The 19,579-nt window shown below is 51.2% G+C and carries 17 protein-coding genes; 11 read left to right on the top strand and 6 right to left on the bottom strand.

Annotated features, from left to right (window positions below):
- Window positions 1-46 precede the first annotated feature (46 nt).
- Genes ACKI61_RS09140 through ACKI61_RS09130 form a run of 3 tightly spaced genes read left to right on the top strand, consistent with a single transcriptional unit; the run spans window position 47 to window position 4,018 of the window.
- Window positions 47-541, top strand: coding sequence for a hypothetical protein (locus ACKI61_RS09140; RefSeq protein ID WP_407457426.1), 495 nt, complete (start codon window positions 47-49; stop codon window positions 539-541).
- A gap of 7 nt (window positions 542-548) precedes the next feature.
- Complete coding sequence (locus tag ACKI61_RS09135) at window positions 549-2,378, top strand: UbiD family decarboxylase (protein WP_407457425.1); 1,830 nt, start codon at window positions 549-551, stop codon at window positions 2,376-2,378.
- The gene (locus tag ACKI61_RS09130) at window positions 2,378-4,018 is read left to right on the top strand and encodes a hypothetical protein (RefSeq protein ID WP_407457424.1); all 1,641 of its coding nucleotides are present in this window, start codon (window positions 2,378-2,380) and stop codon (window positions 4,016-4,018) included. Before ACKI61_RS09135 ends, ACKI61_RS09130 begins: the two co-directional genes overlap by 1 nt.
- A 5-nt stretch (window positions 4,019-4,023) precedes the next feature.
- Here ACKI61_RS09130 and ACKI61_RS09125 read toward each other — a convergent pair whose 3' ends face one another.
- From ACKI61_RS09125 to ACKI61_RS09110, 4 genes are read right to left on the bottom strand one after another with little or no spacing between them, the layout of a single operon-like run.
- Complete coding sequence (locus ACKI61_RS09125) at window positions 4,024-5,592, bottom strand: glycoside hydrolase family 57 protein (RefSeq protein ID WP_407457423.1); 1,569 nt, start codon at window positions 5,590-5,592, stop codon at window positions 4,024-4,026.
- Between the two features lie 39 nt (window positions 5,593-5,631).
- Window positions 5,632-6,813, bottom strand: coding sequence for a DUF4912 domain-containing protein (locus ACKI61_RS09120; RefSeq protein ID WP_407457422.1), 1,182 nt, complete (start codon window positions 6,811-6,813; stop codon window positions 5,632-5,634).
- Between the two features lie 24 nt (window positions 6,814-6,837).
- Entirely contained in the window at window positions 6,838-8,079 is a 1,242-nt protein-coding gene (locus tag ACKI61_RS09115; RefSeq protein ID WP_407457421.1) for a hypothetical protein, read from the bottom strand.
- Window positions 8,079-9,497: a hypothetical protein gene (locus tag ACKI61_RS09110; RefSeq protein WP_407457420.1), complete on the bottom strand. Its 1,419-nt coding sequence runs from the start codon at window positions 9,495-9,497 to the stop codon at window positions 8,079-8,081. Before ACKI61_RS09110 ends, ACKI61_RS09115 begins: the two co-directional genes overlap by 1 nt.
- 110 nt (window positions 9,498-9,607) lie before the next feature.
- On the opposite strand from ACKI61_RS09110, the gene dapA reads away from it, so the two are divergent.
- Both dapA and ACKI61_RS09100 read left to right on the top strand, forming a co-directional pair.
- The gene (dapA, locus tag ACKI61_RS09105) at window positions 9,608-10,564 is read left to right on the top strand and encodes a 4-hydroxy-tetrahydrodipicolinate synthase (protein WP_407457419.1); all 957 of its coding nucleotides are present in this window, start codon (window positions 9,608-9,610) and stop codon (window positions 10,562-10,564) included.
- Between the two features lie 168 nt (window positions 10,565-10,732).
- Window positions 10,733-11,437: a hypothetical protein gene (locus tag ACKI61_RS09100; protein ID WP_407457418.1), complete on the top strand. Its 705-nt coding sequence runs from the start codon at window positions 10,733-10,735 to the stop codon at window positions 11,435-11,437.
- 228 nt (window positions 11,438-11,665) lie between these two features.
- Here the strand turns inward: ACKI61_RS09100 and ACKI61_RS09095 are convergent, their stop codons facing one another.
- Both ACKI61_RS09095 and ACKI61_RS09090 read right to left on the bottom strand, forming a co-directional pair.
- Window positions 11,666-13,150 carry a DUF1846 domain-containing protein gene (locus tag ACKI61_RS09095; RefSeq protein WP_407457417.1) on the bottom strand — a complete coding sequence of 495 codons (1,485 nt, stop codon included), beginning with the start codon at window positions 13,148-13,150 and terminating at the stop codon, window positions 11,666-11,668.
- 105 nt (window positions 13,151-13,255) lie between these two features.
- Window positions 13,256-15,043, bottom strand: coding sequence for a GGDEF domain-containing protein (locus ACKI61_RS09090; RefSeq protein WP_407457416.1), 1,788 nt, complete (start codon window positions 15,041-15,043; stop codon window positions 13,256-13,258).
- A gap of 272 nt (window positions 15,044-15,315) precedes the next feature.
- Between ACKI61_RS09090 and rpsP the strand changes: the two genes are divergently transcribed.
- From rpsP to ACKI61_RS09060, 6 genes are all read left to right on the top strand, one after another.
- Window positions 15,316-15,759, top strand: a complete 444-nt coding sequence (rpsP, locus tag ACKI61_RS09085) for a 30S ribosomal protein S16 (RefSeq protein WP_407457415.1) — start codon at window positions 15,316-15,318, stop codon at window positions 15,757-15,759.
- 115 nt (window positions 15,760-15,874) lie between these two features.
- Window positions 15,875-16,432, top strand: a complete 558-nt coding sequence (gene rimM / locus ACKI61_RS09080) for a ribosome maturation factor RimM (RefSeq protein ID WP_407457414.1) — start codon at window positions 15,875-15,877, stop codon at window positions 16,430-16,432.
- A complete protein-coding gene (gene trmD / locus ACKI61_RS09075) occupies window positions 16,429-17,133 on the top strand; it encodes a tRNA (guanosine(37)-N1)-methyltransferase TrmD (protein ID WP_173565451.1) in 705 nt (234 codons plus the stop codon). The genes rimM and trmD overlap by 4 nt, the downstream gene beginning before the upstream one ends.
- Window positions 17,134-17,148: 15 nt before the next feature.
- Window positions 17,149-17,496, top strand: coding sequence for a 50S ribosomal protein L19 (gene rplS, locus ACKI61_RS09070; RefSeq protein ID WP_173565452.1), 348 nt, complete (start codon window positions 17,149-17,151; stop codon window positions 17,494-17,496).
- Between the two features lie 28 nt (window positions 17,497-17,524).
- Window positions 17,525-18,454, top strand: a complete 930-nt coding sequence (locus ACKI61_RS09065; RefSeq protein ID WP_407457413.1) for a Crp/Fnr family transcriptional regulator — start codon at window positions 17,525-17,527, stop codon at window positions 18,452-18,454.
- Window positions 18,451-19,401, top strand: a complete 951-nt coding sequence (locus tag ACKI61_RS09060) for a Crp/Fnr family transcriptional regulator (protein WP_407457412.1) — start codon at window positions 18,451-18,453, stop codon at window positions 19,399-19,401. The genes ACKI61_RS09065 and ACKI61_RS09060 overlap by 4 nt, the downstream gene beginning before the upstream one ends.
- Window positions 19,402-19,579: the final 178 nt, after the last annotated feature.

The raw sequence follows: 19,579 nt of genomic DNA, 5'->3' as shown, positions 1-19,579 counted from the left end.
AGAAAATCACCATCTATCAACATTCCTTTTACTAAATTACTCACATATGGTTCAATTCAGTCAAACTTCATGGCAGGAATACACTCTGGCAAACATGCTGGAGACCATGCGCTATGCCCCCATGAACATGACTATCGGCAACAATCCCGTCATCCACTACACCTTGCCCAAGGCGCTCGAAGCGGGCGAAATCGTCCGCTACACCGTTGTCGTCGGCTTCAGAAAGATTTGCTGGACGGGCCGCATCAGCTCCTTTAACAATGGTAAAATTCTTGTCCGACTCGACAAGGGCCCCTTCCGCGGATTCAACGCGACACATGAATTCACTGACGAAGGCAACCTTACCGCCTGCTACGACGAATTCTCGTTCCAGGGTTTCAGCGAGTTCCCCGAAGAGACTTTCGCCAAGGTGATGGCAAGCGCCTCGATCGTGTATGCGGTTGCAAGCCGCAAGGACATGCGCGACGCCCTTCTTGCCATCGAAAGCAAGAAACAGACCCAAGGCTTTGTAGCCATCGACCAGTCCGCAACCGCCGGATAAAATTACCATGTACAAGGACCTGAAACAGGCACTGCTGGATCTCGAAAAAGCAGGGATGCTAAAGCGTATCCATCGCGAAGTAGATCCGTATCTAGAAATGGCAGAAATCGCCCGACAGGCCTTTGAACGCAAGGGGCCCGCCATACTCTTTGAGCATGTCAAGGAAAGCCCATTTCGTGCAGTCTGTAACATATTTGGGACCCGGGAACGTATTGACTTTCTGTTCCGAGACACGCTCGAAGGGACGCAGACGGCAGTACTTTTCAAGTCGAACCCGGTCGAATTCTTTAAGAAGGCGAACTTCGGCACCCTTCTAAGAGCAGCCCGCACCGGCATCCATTCGCTCCCTAAAAAAAACGGAAGCATCAAGGATTTTGTCGAATGCAAGCTTTCGGACCTGCCGCAGCTTGTCTGCTGGCCCGAAGATGGCGGTGCGTTCATCACACTTCCGCAGGTCGCGACGCGCCCAGATGAATCGTCGAGCGTCATGAAGACAAATGTGGGAATGTACCGCGTTCAGATTTCGGGAAACGATTACAAACAAGATATCGAATGTGGTCTGCACTATCAGATTAAACGTGATATCGCGAGGCATCATCAGAAGGCCCTTGAAGAAGGCCGACCCCTCAAGGTAAGCATCTTTATCGGTGGGGCACCAGCACACACCGTTGCAGCCGTGATGCCGATGCCCGAAGACCTAAGCGAACTTCTGTTTGCAGGAATGCTCGGCGGCAGGCGTTTCCGTTATTTTGTCCATAATGGCTATCTGGTTTCGAGCGATGCGGAATTCTGCATTCTCGGAGAAATCCAACCCGAGCTGAAACCGGAGGGGCCTTTCGGCGACCATATCGGCTACTACTCCGGCAAACACGACTTCCCATACCTTAAAGTGGAAAAGGTACTCTGCAAGAAAGACGCCATTTTCCCCTTTACCGTTGTCGGTCGCCCGCCACAAGAAGACACCTTGTTCGGAGATTTCATCCACCGCATCACCAAGCCCATGGTGCCCGCATCGGTGCCGGGGTTGGTCGCGCTGCATGCCGTCGATGACGCAGGAGTCCATCCACTTTGCCTTGCGCTCGCCCACGAACGCTTTCTACCTTACGCCAAGGCTGAAGACCGCGAGCCTATGGAGTTGCTGAAAACCGCAAACGCCCTTCTCGGATTCAACCAGGCGAGCCTTTCCAAGTACCTGATGATTGCCGCCACAGAAGACGACAAGAAAACAGACGTCTACGACATTCCTGGGTTCTTTGCGCATATCCTTTCTCGGATTGACCTCAGGCGCGATCTGCACTTCCAGACGGCAACAACCATTGACACCCTAGACTACACCGGAGCAAGACTCAATCACGGGTCCAAGCTAGTTCTTGCCGCTGCAGGCACTGTCCGAAGGGTGTTGCGTAGCGACGATTCCGATTTGCATAGCCTGAACATCCCAGGAATCGAAAGCATTAAAATTGTCATGCCGGGAGTCCTTGCGATGCAGTGCAACGCAGGTTTTTCGGTTCACGAAATCGAAGTCGCTCTTGAAAACTGGACTTACCGCGAAAACTACCCATGGATTACCCTAGTCGATAGCGCCGATTCGCAGGACGAACTCGATCCTGCCAATCTTCACGACTTTTTGTGGCTCACCTTTACGCGTTCCGATCCCGCCAAGGACATATACGGTTTCCACGCATCCACCAAGGAAAAGCATTGGGGATGCGAAGCCCCCCTGATTGTAGACGCGAGAATCAAGCCCTGGCACCAAAAGGAGCTCAGCGTTCCAAGTTCGGTGAAGGAACGGGCCGTTAAAATTTTGGCAGAAGAAAAAATAATGGCGGGGGCATGATGCAAAAGACATTCGCAATTTTAGCCTTCGTCCTGCTTGTTGCAACAAGCACCTTTGCACATTTTCACTGCAGCACCGCAGAAGTGTTCCAAAACATCCGTGCGCATCACCACGTCAAAGCAATCCAGGCTTCCAAAGAAGCGCGCACGATATACCCCAACTGCGAAACAGAAGACTACTACGACAGCGTCTACACAAAGAAAACGACGCACTTCCAGATATTCTACACTCTCGATGGACCACACAAAACGACGACCGCCTATGTGGATACCCTTGCAAAAGCACTTGAAGACGCATGGAACTTCCATATCCAAAAGACCGGACTCTTAAAGCCCCAGGGAGATTCAATCTCGTACCATTACCAACAGCGCGTCGAAAAGGGACTTTATCCTGTGGAAGTTGTTGAAATGACCCTTTTCCGTGACATCGCCTACATTTTGAAGAGACGCTGCCTAGACGGATGTTACGCCATCACATTGATTAGCGAGGAAGAGCCGTATTCAAGCACCCTCATGATTGAAAACGATTTCATGTACCCAAGCGAATTTTCTTCGTCTAGGGATTCCGTCAGCTACAATGGGAAGAGCTGTTTCTACAACAAGCCCGCTCTTGAAATTTACAACATTCCCCACAACTACTCCTACGCAAAAAAATGGAGTAACGCGCTCCGCGTCACAACCACGCATGAACTTTACCACGCCGTACAGGTGCGTTATCTGTCTCCCAATGCAGGCTCAATCTGGTTCGAGGCGTCTGCAGCAGGAGTAGAAGAAGTCGTCAACCCCGACATTGACGACTACATACAATACCTGTCGAAAATTGCACCTCAAGTTGGCACACCGATTAGCGAACTCGGTAGCGACTACGCCCTAAGCTCCTTATACCTTTTCCTATACAACCATGTCTCACCGAAATTCGACAAGTCCATTTGGGAAAGCTTTTCCAAAAACCCTGTGCAGCCGTTTGAATATCAGTTGACGCAAACCGCCAAGAAACAGGGCCTTTCTGCCGATTCGCTATTCCACGAATTTGCGGTCAGACTTTCCTTCTCGGGTAAGAGGGCGAAACTCGCAAACGAATCTTTCCTGATCAACAAGGACCAATCGAGCTGGCCAGAATTCAGGCACATCAGCACAAACATGCTCACGACTCCTCCCGAGACAGAAAACTACGCCTACAACTTCTACACGGGCGACAAGCCAAACCTGTCCAACTTTGTAGGCAAAGCAAGCGTTGCCATCATCAAGGGCGACTCCTACACCATCCGCTACCTGCCCACGCTGAACAGCGTGGATTCTGCATATAGCGACATCAGAAATGATACCGGGATCGATTCCACCGTCTGGATTCTGAGTCGATTCTCCGAAGAAACGAAGCTTCCCTACGAAGTCAGGGACTCCACCCTGCGCGCCTACCCTACGCCATGGCGTCACGGATCACTCTGTTTCACGCCACTTCCACAGAACAAGGATTTCATTGAAATTCGAAACCGCCGCGGGAACCTGGTGACAAAAATTAATTACGACAACAATACGCACTGCATCGATGAGCGCGATGTGAAGTCGCTATTGGTGCCCGGAATCTACCGCTTCAGGGCTGGCAACAGCGGCAAACTGAAGGACTTCATCATTGTATATTAGCAGGGCTAAAGCCAGCTGAAAATGTTATCGGATTCTTCCAGCTTCGGCAAAATGGAATTGGCGGCAGGCTTATCCGTATTTCTTAGTATCGCCTTGCACGCTTCGGCAAACAGCGCATGGCCATTGTTGTAATGGTCGTCTAGTCGGCGGCGTGCATAGCCATCGGCAGAATGGTTATGGATCATGAACGCCCAGTCCGAAGACTGGAACAGCATCAGTTCGCGTTCCATCTGCTTGATGTAGCGAGTCAGAAGCATTCCGCGTGGAGTTTCACGCCCCATCTTTTCACGAATGGTCATCAGATGATCGATCATGGCACGCAGGCGGTAGGACTGCGGATAATACTTGTCCGTGTCGCCGTTGATCCACACAGAACCAAAGCCACCTTCGCCCCAGCTCGAAAATGCAGGTTCGTGCGCTTCGGGATCGGCAGAAGAAGTCATCACCTGGTCCGCTCCTGCAAATTCAATTACGGACGAAGAGGCTGCACGCTCCATCATCGATTCCAGGAACAGCGGACCTTCGAACCACCAGTGTCCAAAGAGTTCAGCATCGTAGGGGCACAGCATTGCCGCCTGGTTGCCATCCATGTTCACCAGGAGTTCCGAAATCGTCGTTTCACGATTCACCACGAAGAGCCGCGCGTGGTCTTCGGCCAGGCGCATCGCGTTCCACGGACGATAAATTTCCTTCTGTTCGCTGCCGGTAATGCGGTTGTACTTGAAACCCGTATCAATCGGCGTATCGCCCGCGAAAAAATATTCTCCCAGGTAGTCGCGCGGGCGATCCTTTGCGATGTCGGTAAAGAACTCGCGGTATTCAGGATGTCCCGGATAACCTGTACGGCGGCTCCAGACTTCCATGGAACTTTTCTGCTCGCGGCCCATGCAGTAAAGGCCTTGCGTGGTACGTAACGGAGTAAACACGCCGTACTTGGGAGTGGGCGTTGCAAGGAGCGCCCCATGGGTTTCCAGGAAAAAGTAATGTAATCCGAATTCCGCAAGGTACTTGTCAAGTCCCGGGAAGTAGCCACATTCGGGAAGCCACACGCCCATGGGCTTACGGCCGAAGGCTCGTTCAAAGCAGCGCACCGTCACATCGAGCTGCATACGAATCGATGCAGGATCGCTCTGGTAGGCGGGCAAGAACGGGTGCGTTCCGACGCATGTCAACAGGTTCAGCTTGTGCGCCTTTTCAAGCTCCAGAAATTCCGAGAGCAGATTGCGGTGGATGCGATTTTCCCACAAGTCAATTAGAGTCTGCTGCCGCGATAGGTAAAACCTGGAAAGCGATTCCAGATCTGTCCCTGCATTGCGGGCCACTTCCTTTTCAATCAGTTCCAGCTGCCGCTTGAGATGCTCCGAAAATTTTTGAATCAAATTCTCGTCAGAAAGCATCTCGATCAGTGGCGGAGAAATGCTTAGGTTGAGCGTCCCGGGGACGCCTTTTTCCAAAAGGCGCCGCATCGCCTGCACTAGCGGCAGGTAGGTTTCGGCAATGGCCTCGAACAGCCAGTTCTCTTCGAAAAAGCGCTTATATTCCGGATGCCGCACAAACGGAAGATGTGCGTGCATCAGGAAAACTATTTTACCGGGGGCACCCATTGAAGCGGATTACTCCGTACGCTTCACGACGATCGGCACGATGGTCGTCGGGAAATCGCCATCCTTGTCGGTTGCAAACACCGGAATGATCTTCGTGCTATCGGGAAGGTCTTCTTCGAAGCTGAATGTGCCATCCGGATTCAGCGGGAACGGTTCGCCACGCACCTGCAAATGGGCATCGGGGCGGGTTCCGCCGTAAACGATCAGGCGGGTTTTCACCCACAGGAAGAAGTCCTTGCCATAGTTCACGGAATCCTTGGACACTTCGATGTTGTTGGACTGGAGGGCTGCACTGGAAAGTGCCCCCGAGAACATCGACTCCGAAGAGCTACCGAAATTGCCACCCAGCTGCTTGAGCCAGGATTCAGCGGTCTGGCTGGAGAATCCTGAGCTCATGAAGTTGCCGAGCGTGTTTCCGCCAAGGGACGCCTTTGCAAAGGCATCGTCTGCGGCGGGAGCGGCTGCGGACTTGTCAAAGGTCATCACCGGGGCCGATTCAACAATCGGCTTGAAGTTCTTGCCGGATACAGCACCGAGAACGGCAACGCAGGACTTGCCAGCCGTATTTTCGACATACCAGCTGCGAGCGTTGGCGGGCACTTCGATGTCACGGAACTTGCGCTTCTTGCTGCGCTGTACCGTAAGGTCGCCAGCGATATCAAACAAACGAAGAACGATTTTCCCCTTGCCCTTCTTCGCTTCATTGATTCTACTTTCAGAAACCTCCCAGAAGGCATGCATCCAATTCGGATCCTTCTGCATGAGCACCAGGTATTCGGCGTCGAAGGACTGTGCCATCGAAGCCACATCCTTTTCGGATGCCTTGGCAGACTTGGCGGCAGTCCTTGCTGCGACAGGCTTGGTAGCTACAGCCTTGGTGGAAGTGGTTTTAGATGCGGTCGTCTTGGCAGTCGCAGTCTTTGTGGTCGTAGTCTTCTTGGCAGCCACCTTCTTCACTTCGGCGGAAATCTTGGACACCTTCGTCGCGGCCGCCTTCTTCACTTTGGCCACAGCCTTTACAGCCTTCTCTTCGGCATCCTTCATCGTCTTGATCGTCGCAGTCTTTGTCGCGGCCTTCTTTGCGGCAACCTTCGCCACCTTTTCCTTGGCAGCGGTTTCGGTCGCAGCCTTAACCTTCTTGACCTTGTCGGTCACTTTTTCTGCTATCTCTTTTACTTTTTTTACAGCCATGCTAGGCCTCCTTCGTTAAAAATCCTAACGGCGTTCCATCCCCCACGTGGCAATGCCTGTCAAGCCGATTCTCAGTCCAATAAACATCTCTTCCCATTGCGTATCGGTATCGGCAAAACGTTTACCACCTTGCAAGGCGACATCGAGAGTCGTTCCCTTGCGGCCAAGCGGGAACCCACCACCCAGGGAGCCTCCCACTTCAAACACGTCCTTAATGTACCAGCTCCTGTACCACGCACCGGCACGGTAATTGATACGGTTCCAGTATGACTCGTAGAAAAGCGGGCTTCCGTCACATTGATATCCCAGAGCCACCATCACATCCTTCTGCGTTTCCGTCACTTCAGGCATGCTCCAGCCTCCGGCAATGTTTTCAATGTCCTTGTCCCAGGCTCGCCATAGCAAATCAAGCATCACATTGTGGCGCTTTGCCAAGCGGTAGTTGATACCGGTCGCAAGCAGAGCGGGGACTTCGACTTCACGCGTGTAGCGATTTGCCGCAAGCGTATCAATTTCGCTAAACCTGAAGTTGTAGTCTAGAACATTTTCTAGGGTATAGCCCGTCGTAAAAGAGAAGAAATAGGACACCATCTTTCCGCGATACTGGAGTGCCGCCGTGTAATAGGCCGGATGATCCTTGATTTCCCATGTACCGTCGACATAGTCCGAAATCTTGTAGTTACCGGTCGCCCAGGAATCCTCGTCCGCGACATCGTCCGTATTGGCGCCCAAAGTCAGATTTCTCGAAGTATTGCCCATGACCATGTGTGCCGACGCACCCAAAGAGAGCGAACGGAAAAATGGAATGCGAATCGCATAAGTCGGCACTAGTTCATAGACACTGCCCTGGTATTCCAGCTTGACATCGGAGGAGTTCTTCTTGTTTTCAAATTCCTCGTTGAGCGACGACGAATAATGCTGCCACAGCGAAAGACCCACGGCCCCATAATTACCCATAGGAAACGACAGGTTAAAAGACGGGAGTGAAAAATCGGAGAACGAATAATGGTGACCTCTCTTGCGGGCTTCGTCCAATTCCATCGAGAAGTTCAAGTTGAAAACGACCTTTGCATCAAATGCCAGACGGGCCGGGTTTACCACGGAAAGGCCTTCGGCATCACCGGGTTTCGCGTTTCCTGCAAAACCGCGACCTGCAGCAGAGGCCGTACCACCCATCACTTGTTCCTGACCAAGGGCGTCAAGGCCAATCATCGATGCACTTGCAAAACTAGAGATAAGTCCTAAAGCGAGCAGCAACTTTTTCATTATTCATCCCCCCGCTTGGAAGCAAGCCAAAGTTTCAGGGACATCGGATTATCCACAGATGTCGAGAAATCATAACGGGCATAATCGAAGTAGGAGAAGTAGAGACGAACCGTATCGCCTTCAACCGTCCTATAGTCACTATAGGTCGTGTCCTTTTCCTGCAAGAACGGGTAGCCCAAGCGCATAATGAATTTCATTGAACGGCCATCGCCCGCCTTGTTTACAAAGTCACGCACACCGTTTGTGAGCTGAACCGTAAGAGAGTCGCCATCGTGGAACACCAGATTCTGATGGCCCTCGTCTAGAACGACATCGTTGTTCACTCGATAGGATTCCATACGGCGAATGACCATGTCGGCGCTATCCACATAGGAACCGACCACTACCTGAATAGGCAGTCCAAGTTCGTTTTGCCCCTTGGAGTCGTCGCGCGCCATCGTAAGTTCGGCATGAATCACCGTCTGGCGAACATCGACCTTATCGCCTTCGGTATAGGGAAAATCGTCGCCATAGAAATCGGACAAGGCTTCAAGAATCGGTTCAGGCGGGAGCTCCACCACAATTGAATCGTAAACTCCACCATGCAAAATGGGGCACTCCTCGCATTCCTCTTCGCTGCTAATGATATTCGCCATGCGAGCCGGGTTCGGTGAAACCGCATTCACCGAGTCAGCATAGAGAGCAAGTTTTGGCGGAAAACTCGTCGCATCGCCATAGAACCTGTAGGCGCGGCCCGACTTGGGAGCGGAAAGGCGCAGCTGCAAATGAGCGGCACCCTTCACCTTCTTCAGCGATTCCACCAAGGCAGACGGGAGTTCCATACGGAGTGCGGTATCGCCCTTGGGTACCTTCATCTTGAGCGAAATGTCTTCGGACGCATCGGCTTTCCATTCCAAAAGGCTCTTGTACCAGCTGCTGTCGGCAATGTCAGCGATGCTATCTAGGAAATCATCATCTTTTCCCTGTTCCAGCTTCCAGCTCACGGTTACATCGACTTCTTCGCCCTTGGGTACAGAATCCTTCGGGAACTGTTTTGCCTGGTAATAGGGGCGCAACCAGAACATGGCAAGGAACGCTCCCGACGTGTCAGACTTGGCAAGTTTCTTCATGAAGCTAGTGTCCGGCATGAAAGCAAGATCCAGCACCAGATCGTGCGTCAAGTTCGCAGAGCGTCCCAGAACTGCATGGACATCGGCTGATTTTGGGAACGTACTCAGATGCGTTTCAACAGACATAGGCTTCAGATTGCTCACGCTGAGCGTCTGCACCTTGTAGCTGCTGGGCATACCCTGGTCCGAAAGCCACTTTTCGAGCCCATTATCGTCAGATTCAAAAAAACACGATGTCAAAACGGCACTCAGCAAAACCGCAACGATTGATGCAGTCCTAGCCGATAAACCAAACCACTTTTTTTTCACGAAAGACTCCACATGTAATCTTCTATATTCCTTTGCATAATATAGAAAAAAGAGCCTTTGAAGTCTTCCAAAATACAGGTGGAATAAATAATTACTACATTATAGGCATTATGCAGATTACTAACGCTTCTCAACTTACTGGTGTTTTCCCCGCGTTGTTCACCCCGCTCAAGAACGACGACCCCAAGAACCTTCGCAACTCCATCGACTACAAGAAGATGGGCCAGATGATCGACGATGTGATCGCGGGCGGCGCAAGTGGCGTGCTCCCTGCCGTGACCACGGGTCAGAGTGCGACGGTTTCTCCGCAGCAGCACCTCGATGTCATCAAGTTTACGCTCGACTATGTGGACGGCCGCGTGCCCGTGATTGCCGGTGCCGGTTCCAACTGCACTCGCGAATCTATCGAAATGATTGAAAATGTCCAGAAGATTGCCCCGGTGGCAGTCCTCTGCGTCACGGGCTACTACAACAACCCGCCGCAGGAAGGCCTCCTGAAGCACTACCGCACGCTCAGCAGCGAGACGGGCGCCAAGATCGTGATTTACAACGTTCCGGGTCGCACCTCCAGCTACGTGCACCCCGACACCTTGATTGAACTTGCCGAAGACAAGAACATCATCGGTCTGAAGCAAGCCGTCGAATTCGGCTTTGGCGAAAAGTTCCACGAAGACACGATGCGCGTCATTAAGGAAACGAAGGGCAAGGACTTCGCCGTGATGAGCGGTGAAGACGGACTCTTCGCAGACTTACTCGAAATGGGCGGCACGGGCCTCATCAGCGCTTCGGGCAACATCCCCGAAGCAACGAAGACCTTCGTAGACTTGTACAAGGCTTTCCAAGCTGGCGACAAGGAAAAGGCTCACAACCTGCAGAAGGATGCTCGCGACTTTATCGACATCACATTCTGCCGCAAGAACCCGATTCCGCTGGGCACGCTGTTCAACAGCCCCTTGTTCCAGCCGCTCGTGAGCGTGAAGGATACCGCAAACGGTGCAGACGCCGTGGCCCGCATCATGAAGTTGATTGAAGAAAAGGCACCGAGCCTCAAGAAGTACCACGTATAGCAATGAGCTCGCGCCTTCGGCGCTTTGAGGAATGAGGTCGCACCCTACAGGTGCTCTGAGGGAACGCTCATGCGAAAACTCAAAGGGAGTCTTGGAGCGAAGCGATAAGACGACCGACCTCAAAGCGAAGCGACCTCGAACATCAAACCTTTTTTACTGGAGAATCCAATGGCTAAGACTCAGAAATCCATCAGCGACATCGTCTGCGACTACATCAAGAAGCAGAAACTCTCCCCCATTCCCGTTCAGACCTTGAACGAAGAAGCCGAAACCACCCGCTACTTCGGCGGGGATCTCAAGGAATTCATCGCAGCAGCAAAGACCCTCGGTGCAAAGGGCGTTTTCGTCGAAACCCTTTACCTTGAAGAAGACGAATTCTACTACGACAGCGGCATGGACGACGAGGAATACATGGCCCTGTACGGCAACGACGACTGCTGCGACGGGCAGTGCAAGTGCGGCAAGTGCGAAGGCAAGAAATCCAACAAGAAGGCAAAGGAAGACGATGATTCCGATGTAGACGGCGTCTGGTTCGAACCCGAAGACCTGGATGGCCTCGATCTTACGCTTCTCAAGCCGCAGATGGCAAAGTATCTCGACCGCGTGGGCGAAGCCTGTGGCGTACGTCTTACTGTTCCGGGCGTTGACCACCTGGAAGTCGAAATCTTTGCAGACTGGTACGACGACTTTGCCGAACTCGTGGACGAAGCTTCCGAAGCGATTGAAATCAATCCGACCGAAGCCCTGAAGCAAGCCCAGGCCATTTTTGAAGCCGAAGAAGAGGAACTCGCCAAGGCTGAAGACAAGAGCGTGAAGAAAATCGCGGCACATCCCCCGAAAAAGTCTTCCGCCAACAAGTCTAAGAAGAAGTAATTCTTCCAAGCAAACTAAGCATTTGCATACAAGCTAAAAAAGTCGCGACTTTGTCGCGACTTTTTTTCAATAGCACAAATTAGTCAGCGTTTGTAAAAAGTTGGATTAGCAAATCAATTCATCAAAAACGCTGAATAATCAAGCAAGACAAGGCGCGAGTCCCCGTAGCGTACTAAAACGTACGTGAGGGGACGAGCAACGCTGTATTGCGCAGATTAGTCTGCGTTTTTACCCGTGGTAGAGATTGCCGGACTGATAATTCGGTTCCGTCGTCAAATTCACACCCAGCCTACGGAACACGCCCACGTCAACTTGCGAAAGAATCACGCTGGCATGCACTTCACAATGGCGAAGTTCAGGCAACTTTTCAAGCGCAATCTTTGCGTTGTAATCGGTCAGAGCGCAAACAGATAGAGCGACTAGAGCTTCATCCATGTGCAGGCGCGGATTCTTGTGGCCGAGCTGCTTTGTCTTCAAATTCTGAATCGGTTCAATCACCATGGGCGAAAGCAGGCGAACTTCGTCGGGGATTCCGGCCAAATGCTTGAGCGCATCCAGCAGCATAGCGGAACATGCTCCCAAGAGCGAAGAAGTCTTTGCCGAAATAATGGCTCCGTCATTCAATTCGATTGCAATGGCAGGGCCGCCTGTCAGTTCAGCCTTTTGGTTCGCAGCCGCAATCACGGGGCGGTCGGCGGTGCTAATCTGCGCCTGCTCCATGATCAATTCCTGCTTGTAAATCTGGTCCTTGTCGGCGTTGCCCTTACGTACGTCGCAAAGCGTATTGTAATAGCGGCGGATGATTTCTTGCTTGGCGGCGGCACAAACCGCATCGTCATCGATGATGCAATTGCCGGCCATGTTCACGCCCATGTCCGTTGGGCTCTTGTACGGGGATTCGCCCAAGATGCGAGTAAACAGGGCATTCAGCACCGGGAAGATTTCAACATCGCGGTTGTAGTTGATAGTCGTCTTGCCGTAAGCTTCCAGGTGGAACGGGTCGATCATGTTCACGTCGTTCAAGTCGGCGGTAGCCGCTTCGTACGCAAGGTTCACCGGGTGCTTCAGCGGAATATTCCAAATCGGGAAGGTTTCAAACTTGGCGTAGCCGGCCTTGACACCGCGCTTATTTTCGTGATAAATCTGCGAAAGGCAAACGGCCATTTTTCCACTTCCCGGCCCCGGAGCAGTCACCACCACGAGTTCGCGGGAAGTTTCGACAAATTCATTCTTGCCGTAGCCGTCGTCGCTCACCACCAGCGGTATGTTGCTCGGGTAGCCTGCAATCGGGTAATGGCGGTAAACCTTGAGGCCAAGGTCTTCAAGCTTTTTCTGGTAGGCAACGGCACTCGGCTGTTCCTGCCAGCGGGTCAGCACCACGCTGCTCACAAAAAGGCCGTAGCCGCGGAACGCGTCAATCAGGCGCAAGACATCTTGATCGTAGGTAATTCCAAGGTCGCCGCGGACCTTATTTTTCTCAATGTCGCCGGCGTTAATCGCAATGATGACTTCTGCCTTGTCCTTCAGCTTTTCGAGCATGCGAATTTTACTGTCGGGCGCAAAACCTGGCAACACGCGGGATGCGTGATGGTCATCAAAAAGCTTTCCGCCAAATTCCAGATAAAGTTTTCCACCGAACTTCGCAATGCGCTCGGCAATCTTTTCGGACTGCGTCCTTAGGTACGCGTCGTTATCAAAGCCTACTTTAAACATCTTTTTTATCCATCTAAAAATTATCTGCACAAAAATAAAAAAAAGATCGAAACAAAAGAATCCCCGATTTTGCGAGGATGACTTTTGGCAGATATGGAGAAGACCCTAAATGGTCGTTCTAGCACCAATCGTTCTGATGATTGTGTTCAGGATTTCATCGCGGCCGCCCTTCAGGGCCATTTTGTTCCGATACATCATGGCATCGGCCCTTTCAAACACCGCAGAGACACTCTTGTCATGCTTCTGATCGAACACGGAAATGCCACATGCCAAGACAACCTTGTCTTCATCGGCATTCCTTTTCACTGTATCGTAAAGCTGCTGCTCCAGCTGTTCGCGGTTCACGAAGTCGGCCCCGCGCAAAATTGCAACAAATTCATCGCCTCCCACGCGGAATACGGGACTATGCTTGAATGTCTCGCACACAAGTTTAGACGCCATTCTGATATACTTGTCCCCCGCAATGTGTCCCTGCGTATCGTTAACGGTTTTTAGGCCGTTCACATCACAAATGGCAATAGCAAATTCGACTTCCTCACCCGACTGAATTTGCTGGTCCAGTGCCCGTTCAAATTCGCCGTAGGCATTCTTGTTCTTAATGCCAGTCAGGTCATCTCGGCGGGCCCTTTCAAACGCAATGTTCGTCTCTTCCCTCATCTTCTGTTCGCGACGCACCTGGGCATCGACATTGGTGATACTAATCACCATGTGTGTTTTGTCGGAATACACCACAACGAGATTCACATACAAGGGACCGTTCGGCGAATTGAGTCGATAGCTGATTGTAAACAAGCCGTTCTCATCGAGTTCCCCCAATAAAGTTTCGCGTGTGAGGGCGGCCTGAACAAGCGGGATATCTTCGGCGTACACGACCGACTGGGCATCCTTCTGCAACTGGTTGAAGAAATCTTCCCCTTCGGCAGCGACACTCAGTTCGCTGTACATGCGCTCGGCCTTGTACTGAGCAAAATGATTCGTTTCCAAATCCACCATATAAAGCGCATCATAACGTTCAGCCAAAGCCATCACAATTTGGCCGTAGACTTCACTTTTGGACACCTGCCTTCTAAGTTCTATTTCGCGACGCATCTGTGCATCTATGTTTGTCACGCTGATGACAATGTGTTTTTTGTCAGAATACACAGCAACCAACTTTACATATTGCGGCCCCTTTGGAGTATTCAGGCGGTACGTCAGGGAAAACACGCCGTAATCATCCAATTCCTTAAGCAAGATTTCCCTAGTAAGCGCAGTCGTTATTAGACCAATGTCATCCTTATAAACAACCGAAAGAGCATCCTTGCGCAGCTGGTTAAAAAAGTCATCGCCTTCAAAAGCAATGCTCAACTCGCAAAAAGTCCGTTCACTCTTGTACAGCACATAATGGTTCGTTTCAAGGTCCACCAAGTAAAGAGCATCGTAACGTTCGGCAAGGGCCATCACAATTTGTCCATAAGTTGTGCTCTTGGAGGCTTTCTGTTCTAGGTTCAGCCGATCTCGTTCCTGTTTATCGATGTTTGTTATTCCAATGATCAAGTAGTCCTTTCCATTCGACTCGCCGAGAACCACTTTCATCAGGTACCATACAGGTACGCCATCAACAACAATACGATATTTATAGGTATAGGCGCAGTCATTTTGCACTACAGAGAGCAAGTGATCCCTAGAAACAATCTCCGCAAAATGCAGCCGGTCTTCTTCATAGACAATCGTCTGGAGATTTACACGGGTGTCTTCCCAAAAATCGCTCGTTTCGTTCAACTGTAATGTCCGATGATTTCCGTGAAGGGCGTACATGGCATAGTTGGCGTTTTCCACATCAACGAAAAAAACGCACTCATAGTCCAGCGATAGAGCAACTGCTGTATCGGCAAAGGTCAATTTGTTATCCATTAAACACCTCTGGATATTATTCTTTGTTAAACTATAAAAAAATAATTAGTGAAAAAAAATCCCGTCAAGACCTAAAAAACGACATTTTTGTTCAAAAACCGCCAATTTTGAAAAAAACGCCTTCAAAAGAAAGTTAATTTATACGTAAAGAACGGAAATTTTTACATTGCCGTCCTTTACAAACAAGATTATTTTGCTATATTTGGCCCAAAACAGTAAAACAAACCCCAAAATTCCCCCAAAAAAGGGATTTTTCACAAAAAGAGGTTAAAATGGCAACCGTTATCCGTCTCGCTCGTTTCGGCAAGCGTCACAACCCCATCTACCGCGCTGTGGTCATCGACTCCCGCAAGGCCCGCGACGATAGCTTTATTGAACAGGTCGGTTTCTACAACCCGAACCTGAAGACCCCGGACATCAAGTTCGATCAGGAAAAGGTTCTGAAGTGGCTCCAGACCGGCGCACAGCCGTCTGACACCGTCCGTAGCCTCCTCAAGAAGGTCGGCATCATGGACCTGTTCCACGAAATCCGCGCCGGTCGCTCCATCGAAGGCAAGAACGCCACTCCGCGTGCTGAAAAGGCCAAGAAGGCCAAGCTCGGTCCTAAGGCTCTCGCCAAGATCGAAGCTGAGAAGGCCGCTAAGGAAGCCGCCGCTGCTGAAGCCGCTGCCGCCGCCGAAGCTCCTGCCGCAGAAGCTCCCGCTGCAGAAGCATAATTTTTGCTTTTAAGGAAACCCCGTGCCCCGAGCGGACACGGGATTTTTTTAAGCGAACGCCTCTTGAAAATGGACAACCGCCTTTCAGCGCTCACTAAACCCTCCTACGTCTTTCATGTCTGAATCCGAAGAATACATCACCGTATGCCAGCTCATGCGCACCCATGGCGTCAAGGGCTACATCAAGGCGATGCCGCTGACTCATGACTTAAACCGTCACGAGAAGCTCTCGGATGTGATGCTAAAGAAGACCAATGGCGAGACGGTTCAATTGACGCTGGAAGATTCCAGGCTTGCAAACAATCTGTGGTTGCTCAAATTCAAGGGATACGACACGCCCGAATCGCTCATCCATTTCGTCAACGGGGACCTGATGATCCCCGAATCGGAAAGGCTCCCGCTCCCCGAGGGTGAGTTCTACCTCGACGAACTGGAAGGATTCCGCGTAAGGCTGGAAGACGGGACCGACATAGGCGAAGTCCTCGAAGTCGAGGAACTGCCGACCGTGAACGCGTTTCACATCAAGTTCGATCCCGCTTTTCAGAATGCATATTCTTCAAAGACAATCCTCGCCCCCTGGATAGACGACTGCGTCTTGAATGTGGACGGAGATGGCAAGTTCATTACCTGCGACAAGGACTATCTGAAGAGCCTTTGTCCGGAGGAAAGATGAAGATCGATTGCATCACCATCTTTCCGGAAATGTTTACGCCCATGAAATCTTCTATCATGGGACGCGCCCAGAGCAAGGGACTGATGGAATTCAACACCGTCTACCTGCGCGACTTTGCCATCAACGACTACGGACAGGTGGATGATGTCCCCTACGGCGGAGAGCCGGGAATGGTCCTACGACCGGAGCCCTTGGCGAAAGCGATCCGCAGCACGGGCGTCAAGGAGGATGGCGGAAAGGTCATCTACCTCACGGCAGATGGAATTCCCTTCAACCACAAGATGGCAGAAGAGCTTTCACACGAAAGCCACTTGGTGCTCGTCTGCGGACACTACAAGGGAATCGACGACCGCATCCGCCAGTCCGAGGTCGATCTGGAGATTTCCATCGGCGACTTTGTCGTAAGCGGTGGCGAACTTCCGGCGATGCTCGTGACCGACGCCATCGTGAGATTAATCGACGGCGCACTCGGCAACCGCGAATCCGGCGATACGGACTCCTTTGCGCAGGGGGTACTGGGATGGCCGGTCTACACGCGCCCCGAAGTTTTTGAAGGAAAAAAGGTACCCGAGGTGCTCCTTTCGGGCCACCATGCAAACATAAAAGCCTGGAGACGCCAAGAATCGTTCAAAAGAACGCAAGAAAGACGTCCAGACATCTTTAAAAATCTTGAAAAAGATTCTAAATTTGGCATCAAATAAAAACGAGGTACACAAATGTCCCTGAACATTGAAGCAATCCATAACGAAAATTTGAAGACCGACCTTCCTGACTTCCGCGCCGGTGACACCGTCACCGTGAACGTGAAGGTGATCGAAGGCACCAAGGAACGTATCCAGCCGTTCAAGGGTGTCGTGATCCAGAAGAAGAATACCGGCATTTCCGCAACTCTCACCGTTCGCAAGATGAGCGGCTCTGTGGCCGTGGAACGCATTTTCCCGCTCCACTCCCCCCGCATCGACTCTATCGTTCTCGACCGTCCGGGTAAGGTTCGCCAGGCTCGCATCTACTACATGCGCAACCTCCGCGGTAAGGCAGCCCGTATCGAAGAACGTCAGGACTAATTAGCGGCTATAGGGCGGTTGTTCTCCGATGATTACGGGGGATTCCCGACAGCCAGTCCGGCAGCAAGTTATCCCGCCCACGCACCAAAGCGTGAAGGCGGGTTTTGTTGTTTATTCTCCCGGAAGCGAAGAGAGAAACATCGTCATTCTTGAAGAAGGCGAACTCACCGCACGCGAGACAACGCCTCCCTATTCAATCGTCTTTACGATGCGACCAGGGGACCTGGTCGGAGTGGCGGCGCTCCTTGAACGCGAACCGTTCAAGTACGAACTTTCGGCAACCAAGGATTCCAAGATTACGCTTGTCACCGAAGACTGCATGGAGTCCGAGCTCAAGCGACTTCCGCTGTGGCTTCTCGCACTAATCCGAAGCATTTCTGCAAAGACGCACCAGCTGAAGCGTTCTGCCGTCGAGACACGCGTACAGAACACGCTCCTGAGCCTTGCCGAATACCTGAGCCACAAGACCGAAAAGAAAGACTTCAACCTAGCCGAGCTTATCCGCGAATTCAGCTTCTTGACAAAGATCCCGACGTCAACTGTCGAGGAGGACCTGAAATCCCTTTTGCGTAGGCACCTGATAAAGCTTTCAGTAAAGAACAAGCGCATCTTCTGCCAGACAATCGACGCGGAACTGTTGCACATTTACACGGACTACCTCCACAATAACGACAACGGCGCAAGCTTCGTTCCATACAAGTTAACACTCGAGTTGAAGCAAATTCTGGTATACCTGTCGACAGAAGACGAATCCATTTCTAAAAACGGCCCCGACTGGATACAGTTCATCCAGCAAAGATTCCCGAAAGCCGCAGTGACTCAATGGATCAACTTGTTAAAGCTGGGATGGTTTAGCGAAGAAAAGAGCAAGCCGGACCACTTTCATATCAACAAGGCAAAGGTGCTCTACTTCTTGAAGGCGCTCCGCTACGAGACCAACATACGGGGGGTGCTATGACGCTGGAAGAAGGCCAGGTGCTGTTCTTTGAAGGGGATTTCGGCAAAAATCTCTATGTTGTCCGTAATGGCGAACTGCGCGGAACCAACACGCGTAATGCAGACATCAACATTTACGGTCCAGGAGCATTGATCGGTGAACTTTCTCTATTGAAAAATGAACCGTGCGGAGAGACCGTCACTGCAACCGAAGATTCAGAGCTCCAAGAAATTACGTCCGAAAACCTGAACGAGGCCCTAGAAAAATCCCCGGCGTGGTTCAAGTCAATCATGCAGTTCTTGACAGGTCGCCTAGCCATCGCGCAGAGTAACAAGCACAAGAGCGACAAGATCAAGGCTCTTCCTAGTCTGCTCTACATTCTAGGTTCCCTTTCCACAAGATCTGCCGAAAATGGCGCAGCCGTATTGCTCACGGACGTCTTCGAAAGCGTCCACAATCTTTTCAACATCGCCCGCGACGACATCAACGAACTGTTGCGGCTACTTGAGGAACTTGACATACTTAAAGTTCAAGGTCCCGAAGTCATCGTCAAGAATCCAAACGTCATTCGCCTTTTGTACGAAAGCATCTGCTTCCGCGCGCGATACAAGAAGATGCCCCCGCAAATTCTTTCAATGACAGACCAGATGGTCCTAAACGCCGTCATCAAGACAGTTCAGCAGAATACCGAGCCACTCAACAACGGAACATTTACCGTGAAGACGCCCGACCTGCTCAAAAATTCGCGCAAGACGATGCACGGAGCAACACTCACCACAAGGACCCTGCTCCCACTGATCGACCGAAGGTTGCTAAACGCATCGGTATCAATCGAGGCCAAGGAGAAACTTCCGGAAATTGACGAAATTTCGTTCTTCTACGGGGATTTCGACACCATTTTGGACCTGATGGAACTCAACCGCATATACCCCCTGCTAGACAAGGGACTCGTCGAAGGTTCAAAGTAAAAATTTGGCTTTTTTTCCGAAAAAGTCCCCTTTTTCGTGACAAATCCCTTTTTTTTATTTATTTTATAGAAGCCTATTCTTTATTAGCGGATGCATTATTCCGACTCAGGCACATTCAATTACATCTAACAAACTCAATCAACAAATCTTTTCTTTTATAACAGGAAACCATCGTGGC

Origin of the sequence: Fibrobacter sp. (assembly GCF_045601785.1) — a bacterium.
GTDB lineage: Bacteria > Fibrobacterota > Fibrobacteria > Fibrobacterales > Fibrobacteraceae > Fibrobacter.
Note: the sequence above shows the minus strand (reverse complement) of the source record. Positions and strands in the feature narration are given on the sequence as shown.

Bases quoted from the DNA above. Each gene is read 5' to 3' on its own strand.
- ACKI61_RS09090 (WP_407457416.1), bottom strand. From the start codon at position 15,043: ATGGATAACAAATTGACCTTTGCCGATACAGCAGTTGCTCTATCGCTG.
- ACKI61_RS09140 (WP_407457426.1), top strand. From the start codon at position 47: ATGGTTCAATTCAGTCAAACTTCATGGCAGGAATACACTCTGGCAAAC.
- rpsP (WP_407457415.1), top strand. From the start codon at position 15,316: ATGGCAACCGTTATCCGTCTCGCTCGTTTCGGCAAGCGTCACAACCCC.
- ACKI61_RS09125 (WP_407457423.1), bottom strand. From the start codon at position 5,592: ATGCACGCACATCTTCCGTTTGTGCGGCATCCGGAATATAAGCGCTTT.
- rimM (WP_407457414.1), top strand. From the start codon at position 15,875: ATGTCTGAATCCGAAGAATACATCACCGTATGCCAGCTCATGCGCACC.
- ACKI61_RS09135 (WP_407457425.1), top strand. From the start codon at position 549: ATGTACAAGGACCTGAAACAGGCACTGCTGGATCTCGAAAAAGCAGGG.
- ACKI61_RS09065 (WP_407457413.1), top strand. From the start codon at position 17,525: ATGATTACGGGGGATTCCCGACAGCCAGTCCGGCAGCAAGTTATCCCG.
- ACKI61_RS09130 (WP_407457424.1), top strand. From the start codon at position 2,378: ATGCAAAAGACATTCGCAATTTTAGCCTTCGTCCTGCTTGTTGCAACA.
- dapA (WP_407457419.1), top strand. From the start codon at position 9,608: ATGCAGATTACTAACGCTTCTCAACTTACTGGTGTTTTCCCCGCGTTG.
- ACKI61_RS09120 (WP_407457422.1), bottom strand. From the start codon at position 6,813: ATGGCTGTAAAAAAAGTAAAAGAGATAGCAGAAAAAGTGACCGACAAG.
- rplS (WP_173565452.1), top strand. From the start codon at position 17,149: ATGTCCCTGAACATTGAAGCAATCCATAACGAAAATTTGAAGACCGAC.
- ACKI61_RS09095 (WP_407457417.1), bottom strand. From the start codon at position 13,150: ATGTTTAAAGTAGGCTTTGATAACGACGCGTACCTAAGGACGCAGTCC.
- ACKI61_RS09100 (WP_407457418.1), top strand. From the start codon at position 10,733: ATGGCTAAGACTCAGAAATCCATCAGCGACATCGTCTGCGACTACATC.
- trmD (WP_173565451.1), top strand. From the start codon at position 16,429: ATGAAGATCGATTGCATCACCATCTTTCCGGAAATGTTTACGCCCATG.
- ACKI61_RS09060 (WP_407457412.1), top strand. From the start codon at position 18,451: ATGACGCTGGAAGAAGGCCAGGTGCTGTTCTTTGAAGGGGATTTCGGC.
- ACKI61_RS09115 (WP_407457421.1), bottom strand. From the start codon at position 8,079: ATGAAAAAGTTGCTGCTCGCTTTAGGACTTATCTCTAGTTTTGCAAGT.